General features: G+C 40.1%; 11 protein-coding genes. 5 read left to right on the top strand and 6 right to left on the bottom strand.

What is annotated here, in order from left to right; genetic code table 11:
* Positions 1–512, top strand: a 512-nt coding sequence (gene pyrF, locus KPX09_RS02255) for an orotidine-5'-phosphate decarboxylase (protein ID WP_249548768.1), incomplete at its 5' end; no start/stop codon positions are given.
* A gap of 863 nt (positions 513–1,375) precedes the next feature.
* Here pyrF and ccmE read toward each other — a convergent pair.
* From ccmE to KPX09_RS02225, 6 genes are all read right to left on the bottom strand, one after another.
* Positions 1,376–1,798, bottom strand: a complete 423-nt coding sequence (gene ccmE / locus KPX09_RS02250; protein ID WP_249548767.1) for a cytochrome c maturation protein CcmE — start codon at positions 1,796–1,798, stop codon at positions 1,376–1,378.
* Positions 1,799–1,928: 130 nt separating this feature from the next.
* Positions 1,929–2,681: a 5'/3'-nucleotidase SurE gene (gene surE / locus KPX09_RS02245; RefSeq protein ID WP_249548766.1), complete on the bottom strand. Its 753-nt coding sequence runs from the start codon at positions 2,679–2,681 to the stop codon at positions 1,929–1,931.
* A 922-nt stretch (positions 2,682–3,603) separates the two neighbouring features.
* On the bottom strand, positions 3,604–4,158 hold the full coding sequence (locus KPX09_RS02240) for a complex I 30 kDa subunit family protein (protein ID WP_410518475.1): 555 nt from the start codon (positions 4,156–4,158) through the stop codon (positions 3,604–3,606).
* A gap of 13 nt (positions 4,159–4,171) precedes the next feature.
* A complete protein-coding gene (locus KPX09_RS02235) occupies positions 4,172–4,696 on the bottom strand; it encodes a NuoB/complex I 20 kDa subunit family protein (protein WP_249548769.1) in 525 nt (174 codons plus the stop codon).
* Positions 4,697–4,698: 2 nt separating this feature from the next.
* The gene (gene ndhC, locus KPX09_RS02230) at positions 4,699–5,061 is read right to left on the bottom strand and encodes an NADH-quinone oxidoreductase subunit A (RefSeq protein WP_249548765.1); all 363 of its coding nucleotides are present in this window, start codon (positions 5,059–5,061) and stop codon (positions 4,699–4,701) included.
* 661 nt (positions 5,062–5,722) lie between these two features.
* Positions 5,723–5,923, bottom strand: coding sequence for a hypothetical protein (locus tag KPX09_RS02225; RefSeq protein WP_249548764.1), 201 nt, complete (start codon positions 5,921–5,923; stop codon positions 5,723–5,725).
* 559 nt (positions 5,924–6,482) lie between these two features.
* Between KPX09_RS02225 and KPX09_RS02220 the strand changes: the two genes are divergently transcribed.
* From KPX09_RS02220 to KPX09_RS02205, 4 genes are all read left to right on the top strand, one after another.
* Positions 6,483–6,818 (top strand): helix-turn-helix domain-containing protein, encoded by a 336-nt coding sequence (locus KPX09_RS02220; protein ID WP_249548763.1) that lies wholly within the window; start codon positions 6,483–6,485, stop codon positions 6,816–6,818.
* Between the two features lie 382 nt (positions 6,819–7,200).
* Entirely contained in the window at positions 7,201–7,608 is a 408-nt protein-coding gene (rpoZ, locus tag KPX09_RS02215; RefSeq protein WP_249548762.1) for a DNA-directed RNA polymerase subunit omega, read from the top strand.
* A gap of 170 nt (positions 7,609–7,778) precedes the next feature.
* Positions 7,779–8,441, top strand: a complete 663-nt coding sequence (locus KPX09_RS05730) for a Smr/MutS family protein (protein WP_249548761.1) — start codon at positions 7,779–7,781, stop codon at positions 8,439–8,441.
* An 847-nt stretch (positions 8,442–9,288) separates the two neighbouring features.
* A complete protein-coding gene (locus KPX09_RS02205) occupies positions 9,289–9,435 on the top strand; it encodes a hypothetical protein (protein WP_249548760.1) in 147 nt (48 codons plus the stop codon).
* Positions 9,436–9,621 lie beyond the last annotated feature (186 nt).

Raw genomic sequence — 9,621 nt, 5'->3', positions numbered from 1 at the left:
TTCTAGACCTTAAGCTACACGATATTCCTAATACAGTCCGTGGTGCGTTAAAGTCCGTTATAAACTTTCCAGCTATAGAGATGTTGACCATACACGTTAGCGGTGGGAAAAACATGATTATAGGAGCTATCGATGCTCTTAAGGGATGCAATATAGAGCCCGTTGGGGTGACTGTTCTCACTAGTATGGACGATGTTGATCTTAGAGCTTGTGGGATAAATTCCTCAGTTGAAGCGCACGTTATGAACCTAGTAGATCTTGCAGTATGCTCGGGTCTCAACTCAATAGTTTGCTCTGCAAAAGAGGTAGCTAATATACGTAAAAAGTATCCATCTTTGAAACTTGTAGTACCGGGAATAAGGATGGCTCAATCGGTCACAGGAGATCAAAAAAGAGTTGATACTCCTAAGGATGCACTTGAAGCTGGAGCTGATTACCTTGTTATAGGTCGTATGATTACACAAAGTTCAGATCCTGCTGGTGAGATAGACAAGATCTTAAAGACGCTTTAGAACCCTTTCGCACAAGTTATTACGTTATAGTATGTAAAATCAGAAGATATACAACGTGTCATGCTTGTAATGGATAAAAAATTCAGAAACAAAGCAATATAACCGACTGCTCTCTTCTCTAATAACTAAGGATGTTACTGCGCTTCAATAGCTCATCAACTTGGAAAGCACCATAAACACGGAACAAAAGTTGAGGGAATTTACGGATGAAACATATCGGGTGGTTCATAACGTGAGTGCGGGGTCGCCACTGCTTCACTTTTGTTAATTATTGTGAAACTTGTAGTGACCTACACACAAGTTTTGCGCGGATACACTATTGTCTAATACCCTTCAAGATTACAACAATTTTCTGTATATAGTCATTAGCATACCAGTATCATATCATTTCTGCACACCTGTGCGTGTCATCACTGCTGAGGCATGTGCATCAACAGAGAGTACGAAAATTTTTACTACTACGCTGCTTATTTTGATAATACGAAGCTACAAGATTAGCAAAGCAATTCAATCCAAAGACATGCTAATGTCCTTTAGCATATGGTTTGAAAAGTGAAAAATATTGAGAGGATAAGAGTTAGCCAGGAATGAGATATATCAGTAGCATCTGGAAAATGATGTTCTTAAACGCCAGAGAACAATCCATAACTCGGAAACTAACAAAAGAACTATTAACTAAGTAGGTAATGATCTAAGGCTATATTCCAATATCCAGAGTTGTGAAGTCACAAGTTAAAGGAATACCTCAATGATCAACTGGAATATCTTGAGAGGAGAATAGCGATACAAGACACCTAATGCATTAGTACCTAGCAGTGATTCGCATGGCTTCACGCAATTCTGCTATAGATTTTTTCAATAGGCTAACTACCAACAACAGCAGTACCTGACGATGAATACTTTTTAGGCATATATTTTTCATCGTGTTTGGCTAAGAGTTCTTCCGCTACAAACATCCCATCTACAAATCGCCCCTTCGCTATAGCACCAACATCCTCAGCAAACAGCGGAGGTAACACTCCTCTATATGTAATCTCCAGTTCAGTCTCTAAATCCGTTATGGAAAAAGTTACTGAATCACCATACCGCACAATACTACCCTTAACTATCATTCCCCCTACACGGATAGGATAGCGAGATGACTTTATAGGATCATATACGAGTTCGGTGGGAGTGCAGAAAAAGGATATACTTTTGCTGAGCTCAAACAACACAAAAGCAGATACGCACCCTAAAGCTATAAATGAAACAGCTATAAAAAGAACACGCTTATGTTTTCTTTGCATTATTAACTACTTCTCTAAGCACCTGCTTACTCTTCAGAAAGCTCCTCACAACATATGCACCAAACAATGCCAAGATGCTGAAGCCTAGAACATAAGCCAGGTATACTGGATACATAATAGTTAACCCTTGCTAACTATCTAGCATGCGATTCAAAGTACTATGGTCTGTGAGATCAGAACAAACAGGAGTAACCATGATATACCCCGCACGCAACATCTCGCTGCTAGCCTTTTGGAATCGCTCTAATTTTGTCTCTCTATTCACATCGCATATTGTATAGATAGTGCAATCTGGCTCCTGTCCAGGTGCATCAGCAACATCACCACATGGGCAATAATCACCTTGCTCAGTGAAGTGCATACCCAAAATATCAAAATGTGGAATATTAATACTCATAACAGACTTTCTATCCCAACGCGGATCATCCATCAGCTGCTTTACTATGTCTAGCACAACTTTCTCTGAATTCCCCCAGTTGATATCAGTACCACAATATTCCTGACTAATAGCAATCGACGGAATCCCCATAGAGGCAGCAGCTGCCGCTGCAGCTATAGTGCCAGAGTATAAGACTTTGCTCCCAACATTAGAACCGTAGTTAATGCCAGATAATACCAAATCCGGCAAAACTCCTGCAACACTCTTCATTATGTGCAATCCCAACACTGCACTGTCAACTGGTGTACCAGAGATAGTATACTCCCTATCATTGACCTTACGTGCTTCTACAGGCACACCTACACTTATAGATCTGCTCATACCACTGCAATTTCGCGCAGGAGCCGATATCCATACTTCTGAGAAAGCCTGAGATACAATGCCCTTCAGTACCTGCATGCCCTGAGCGAAAAACCCGTCGTCATTTGTTAGCAGAACCCTCACCTATACACCTCATAGCAAAGCTTACGGCAAATCGCAACACTCTAGCATAAATCACTATATGAAGTAACTACCTTTTTTATTTTAATGCACAACGGCATGTATACTACTTAATTATAGGATAAAGAAGCATATTATGTGCCTATAGGGGGTGTTATAGATAACTTCACCGTAATTTAGAGATAAGTACTACGTAACCAATCTCCTGATAGTTAATGCGAAATCCATTATTGCTGCTTTTTCAATTCAGAATTGAACTAAAGTGCAATACGTAGTGCCTGAAACATTAGTTGCATTGATCACCATACCGTTGGACAATTCCATAAATTACGTATCAGTATATAGAGTGCACTACAGAAATTGAGCTACCGTTCCACGCATTATAAACCCTTGCGTATAGCCATGACAAACTTACTACCCTATACACTAAATGAAGTTACTTTCCTACCTATCGGGCACATACCCAGACCCGAAAAAGAAATGGCAAGGTTCTCACTTGTAATATCCGAAAAGCAGCTCAAAAAAGTACATGGTTACCGTACTGAAAAACAAAGTTGCGCAGCATTATTGTGGTCAGCAAAACTGTATAGGCGCCAAGATACGCACCAAAACGTCGGAGAATATACCAGAGTGTTCTCATCGTGTCATAATAATGTACGAAGACACGAACTCATGATCTGTACCTGGTACAACACACTTTAAGGATCTATAGAACTATTATCTTTTTTAACGTTCCGTAATTTAGTGAGTGCTTGAGAATAAAGAAGATGATGTTCTATGCGAAAAAGCAGGTTCAGTTGTGTACAGAGATAGGAATACATTGGTAAGTTATGTGCAAACAACACTGCGAATAGGATATCAATAGAGCATGAACAACTCGAGAATGCCATACCCTACACTGCTACAATGGCGGTTTACACCTTAATTACTTATAGCCCTTCCATGGCGACATTGAATTGAACAACCTGAAGTTTTGCTGCAAATCCACCGGCTGATATGCTACCTTCCCTTTACGGAAATCATATCGTATCTCTTCATAACCCGTGAGTGGAAAGTCCTTAAGCATAGGGTGCCCCCGAAAACCGTAGTCTGTGAGAATCCGCCTCAGATCAGGATGATCACTAAACTCGATGCCATACATATCGTAAACTTCGCGCTCAAACCACCCCGCAGATCCAAAAACTGAAGTTACTGAAGGTATGACACTCCCCTCAGCCAGCACAACCTTGCAGCACAATCGTATGTTATAAACAAGACTAAGAAGCATGTATACTACTTCAAATCTAGGTTTCCTATTATGATAGTCAACTGCAAAAATGTCAGTCAGCACCCTGAGCTTAGTCTTGGGATCATCCCGTAGAGTAATCAGATGATCTCGTACACTCTGCGCTTCAAGACAACATTGCAGCACACCATCTTGGCGCAACACAACATCAGCCTGCAATAGTTCCTGTATATACGAGCTAACAACAGGCTCCATATCTAAAGACATTCTACGCCCTCCAAGTTCCTTGACCGTTGCGAAGAATCTTCTGCTGTAAACACAGTAAACCATATAACAAAGCTTCCGCTGTCGGAGGGCATCCAGGAACATATATATCTACAGGAACTACCCTATCACAGCCCCTAACAACAGAGTACGAGTAGTGATAGTAGCCGCCTCCATTTGCGCAACTACCCATTGAAATAACATACTTAGGGTCTGCCATCTGGTCATATACACGACGTAATGCGGGCGCCATTTTATTAGTAAGCGTACCAGCCACTATCATAACATCAGCCTGCCTAGGACTGGCCCTGAACATTATTCCGTACCTATCCAGGTCATATCTACTAGCAGCAGTGTGCATCATCTCAACCGCACAACAAGCCAAGCCAAAAGTCATAGGCCACAAAGACCCACTGCGTGCCCATTTCAGCACTCTCTCTATTAGATCCGAGAATTGCGTTACCACAAAACCATGGTCCTTATAGCCCTGCCATAGATCATTTTCTAGTATTTGATCACATTCACCCATGCCTACTCCCATTCTAAGGCACCACTATTCCATTCGTATATAAAACCGATAGTTAGCATTCCCAGGAAACATAGCATAGAAAAATATCCCGCAAAACCAATGCTACCTAAGCATACCGACCAGGGAAAAAGAAAAGTGACCTCAACGTCAAAGATCACAAATAAAATCCCAATAATACAAAACTTGATATCAAATACAGAACTTACCTCCTCCTTTTGATCAAACCCGCACTCGTAAGGAACTAGCTTCTCCATAGAATCCCTACGCTTTGCTAAAAAGATCGGTAAAACGGCAAAGAGCGAAGATAGCACCGCTGCGAGCAAGAAAAAGATCAAAACTGAAGAGTACTCTCCAACATCAAACACGCAAATATATTACCTAGAGTATATCACCGGATTGTGACTAATTTCCTTTAAAATGTCAATTTTTGATAAAGCATACTACACATAACAACCACTACTGAATAGTAAATTTACTTAATACATGTAGCGGTCTTGTAAATAAATAACCCCAAATAGTGAAAATGCCGTGCAAACCAACGAATGAAATGTCTCACAACAGCAACAACGGTGCTATACCTTTATACACGCACATAGTTTTATAGGTACGTCACTATTAAAGCAGCACAAAACAAATTATGTGATACTGACGCAACGCCTCACTAAGATGTAAAACATTTTAGCTCTGCTGTTTTATACATACCTCATATGGTCAGAAAGACCTTGATGCATCATAAAGTTGATATACGGAGCGTATGATAATGAATGTTTGCACCCACTATATCAAACAAAAACACACTGAGTATTTTTACAACATTATCATAAGATGTGACGTATATATCCTTATGCAATAGAACCTGATCTATGTGCTACAACTTATCCCTATATAAAGTTTGCACTCCTGCATCCGTCCATGAAAATTATGACGTACTCGCTGCAGTAGCATTGCCTCAGCGTTTTCACAATCAATAATATAGCTCCTAATTTTTCCAGCAGGAAACCTACAAGTCGACACCACTTTCAGAGTTCACCCCACTATAATAAGAAAGTAAGTTTTGTACTCAAGGTGCATGAAGAAGTCTTTTAGGAAATGCATACCAGAATAGAGTCCCAGCTCAAGAAGCCTATTATTCAAAACATCTAATAACGCTAGAAACACTAAGGGAAAGACTTTTACCATATCTTCCCCTATGACTATGCTATTAACTGTTAATACAAGATTATGCAAAAAACGTTGTCACCCCTGGCACTACCCTACCTAAGCTTATACCCATATACCTGAATGAAGATGAGGTAAATGAAGATTGAGGCACAATTTCTTTGATACGTCATCAAGACGAAATTTCTATAAATATTGCACTCACTGCATAAACTTCCGTTACAGTATGTATAAATATTCGCTAGCTGTAGATAATAATGCCATATGTACTGCTCAGTATACGATAATTTAGTCACACTTCTTAGAGAGTCACGTAATCCTCCTTATATGTATCTTAAAATTTGGACTATAGCGCGTATTGACATAATATTGCAGTGCTTTTTTCACGCACTTTAAGTTGACATTAAAGTACAATACTCTCCCTGTGCGCAGACTACGCTCTACTTTAACTAGCAATTTTACCTTCCCGCTTTATAGAAAAATTAATCAATTTACACTAGTATGATCGCAGTTGTAGTGGCTATGCTGCCGTGTTTCTTTGTTGTAAGAGCATGTGGCTGTTTAGCATTTTGATGTTTTGCAAAATCATAAATTGAATCGGTTATAAGTTCACCTGGTGGAAGGTTCTATGAGAGAAAAACGTCGTCGTAACGGACAAAAAATTAAGCTCCAAATTTTAAATATCATAAGAGATACAATACAGAAGAGTCAATGGAGTCAGATGGCTGCCGCTAAAGTAATAGGGGTAGATCAGCCAAAAGTATCTCAAATCATAAATGGTAAGGCTTCCGGGTTTTCCCTAGAGAGGTTGCTGGTATTCTTGTTAAGGTTACATTGTAAGGTAGAGTTATCTGTGTTCATAGGGGAACTACCGCAAAATATCTTAAATGAAATCGAAAGCTCACAGCTGTCAGATGATCTGAATGCGATAGATTTGAAGGTTATCTCGAAAGATAGCAAGTAATCTCTAGTACGCAATTTATACTCCTTGCTTTCGTAAACATTTCAGTTATGGAAAAAGTCTACACATTTGAGTGTAGCGTCAGGAGTGTGTAGTATGGTCTTGTGTAATAGTGACTTTAAGATCACTCATAATCACTCATAATAATATCGAGTGCTATATGTGTCGATTACAAACCGCGTTTTTAGACACGTGTATGCTGCGTTTCTGAACTACGTAGTGCTATCTTCTTTAATGATATGAAATCTGTGGCCTAAGGTGCTAGCATGGTCCCTTAACATAGATGAAAGAAGAGAAATACTTTTGGCGGTATCTCATCAACATATTGCATATGACGCCTTATAAGGGTATAATGGCGGGTTTGTTATGTGCTGTATGAAAGAAAATGGACTCTGAAGAAAGTAGGTGCTTTTCTGGTTATGATGGAAACAGATTTAAGCTTGTGATTCTTGCAAGTCAGAGAGCTCACGAGTTAAGCTCGGGCGCGGCGACTATGGTAGACCGTCAGGGTGATAAGAATACAGTTGTCGCACTGAGGGAGATAGCATCCAATCAGTTAGATCTCTCTACCGTATTCGGGCTAGCTGTGCAAAGATGTAGAAAATATCTGGAAGAATTTGCTGGTTCTCGTGGTATTGCAGGGCACAGCTCTCATGTCTCACCTTCTCGTAGTTCCCGACATGCCGGTCTTGGTAAGAGCTTTGTAGATAATAAGAGTACGTATTCTGCTTCGTTTCTGGATCAGGATAAGTTTCTTTCAGGTGGAAAAGATCATGGTATAGAGGGGTTCTAAAGACCTTTTCCTATGAGTCGTTAGAGGTTGTGCTGCGTCTGTCGTGCGCGTGTGGTGTGTGTACATCTTGCTGTCTGGTTGTAAAAATTTCCGTATCATAACCTCCTTTTTGTTGTGTTTGTCATGGCTTAACTGAGAGCTGGTGGCATATACGTTTTTGGGGGTTTAACGTGAGTGATGCTGGATGTGAAGACTTGACCGATGCTCTGTGTTGGGAAAGTGTGGAGAAGGTAGCTCGTCCCCTTGAAAGAAATAACAGGGTTCTTTTCATGTCACAAGCGGTGTTTTGCAATACGGAGTGCGAAAGAGCGCAAAATAGAGTGTTGCCTTCCAATCGTATTTCTAGGCCTAATACACGTCAGATAGTGTATGACAGGTCAGCTGCACTGCGGTCTTCTCGTGATAATGCCAAGGGGCTTAGAGAAAAAGGTACAGTTAGTGCTTCCCTGTGCACTGAAGATCAGGGAATCCTATCTACCATAGCGCACAGGATGAAATCAAAGGTGGACAAGGGAAAGTTTCGTATTGACAATGTTATCGACTTGCATGGTTATACAACTGATATCGCCTACGATCTACTAGCAGATTTTATTATAATGAGCTTTCAATCCGCCCACAAGTGCGTCTTGGTAATCACGGGTTGGGGAAGTAAGCAGTCTGGAGAAAATGCTTTGCGAAGGAGTTTATATAAGTGGTTACAAAGCGATAAAATAGTAAATATGGTTCTTTACTACACACGTGCAGTTCCCGAACACGGTGGGAGGGGTGCTTTTTATGTTATACTCAGATCAAAGCACAAAATATCCAGACTAATGCAACGGCCAGAGTTCTAAACCTATATCAACGTTTAGTCATAGTGGTCCCATAAGTAAATTCGCCGTTCTCGAAGCAGCGCGTGCTGATCCCTTGGTATTTCACCTATAGCTTTCAAACCCAAATTGCCTACTACTGCATATATAAGAAAACTCTCAATAACTGAAGATGAGCACCGAATTTAAAACTGTAAAACAACACGTTGCACTCCCCTCCTTACAGAAGCAGATTACAATATACTGCTGAGGTATGTCAGTAGCCTAGACACAGTTCATTCACATATAAAAAGTGACATATCGGATATCAACAATGAACCTAAGCGTTAAATGATTGACATACTAAGAAAAGACAGAGCATTTTCTGCCAACATATTCCTCTACAGACATATCTCATACTGCTGACATACCTCGTGCTAGAGAGATATCTACAAATTATCTTGTCATGGTGATTCCATGGATGATTTCAAGTGCATTGATCCTTCTCAGGATATACACCGAATGTGTTATGTAGTTATTTCTAAAACTGCAAGAGTCTCTAACTCTGTCATATATATAGAGAGTTTTTATGTACAAGCGCATGTTTAACATGCGCTTGTGGCTTACCTATCGGTTATTTCTAGTCTTCTATTGTATTGCCGAATTTATTTATACAACAGTAGTGTTACGTACTGGAGAATCGAGTCTTATAGGAGGGTATATATTCCGCATAAAAAGTCTACAGGATTCCAGAATTACCTACGGAGTGTGCTAGAATCTTGCAGCTTAAAAGTACAGAACACAGTTATATCCATACTGTGCTCACGGTATAAAGATAGCAATTCTATAGCTATAATGACGTTCAGGACGTTGTGAATCATTTGCGTATGCAGTGCAAGCCAAAATTGCATTAGGTATTGCTAGGGTTTCAGACAGCGGGATAGAAGATGAAATATCTACAAAAATTCCTATTGCAAAGGTGATGTTCTATGCGAAAAAGCAGGTTCAGTTGTGTACAGAGATAGGAATACATTGGTAAGTTATGTGCAAACAACACTGCGAATAGGATATCAATAGAGCATGAACAACTCGAGAATGCCATACCCTACACTGCTACAATGGCGGTTTACACCTTAATTACTTATAGCCCTTCCATGGCGACATTGAATTGAACAACCTGAAGTTTTGCTGCAAATCCACCGGCTGATATGCTACCTTCCCTTTA

The organism is Anaplasma phagocytophilum (genome assembly GCF_023476575.1).
GTDB classification, from domain to species: domain Bacteria; phylum Pseudomonadota; class Alphaproteobacteria; order Rickettsiales; family Anaplasmataceae; genus Anaplasma; species Anaplasma phagocytophilum_A.
This window is presented reverse-complemented; position numbering and strand designations above follow the sequence as displayed.

What these genes read in the sequence shown, in the direction of transcription:
- KPX09_RS02235 (WP_249548769.1), bottom strand. Translation starts at nt 4,696, where the DNA reads ATGGGTGAATGTGATCAAATACTAGAAAATGATCTATGGCAGGGCTAT.
- ccmE (WP_249548767.1), bottom strand. Translation starts at nt 1,798, where the DNA reads ATGCAAAGAAAACATAAGCGTGTTCTTTTTATAGCTGTTTCATTTATA.
- KPX09_RS02220 (WP_249548763.1), top strand. Translation starts at nt 6,483, where the DNA reads ATGAGAGAAAAACGTCGTCGTAACGGACAAAAAATTAAGCTCCAAATT.
- KPX09_RS02240 (WP_410518475.1), bottom strand. Translation starts at nt 4,158, where the DNA reads ATGGAGCCTGTTGTTAGCTCGTATATACAGGAACTATTGCAGGCTGAT.
- rpoZ (WP_249548762.1), top strand. Translation starts at nt 7,201, where the DNA reads ATGGACTCTGAAGAAAGTAGGTGCTTTTCTGGTTATGATGGAAACAGA.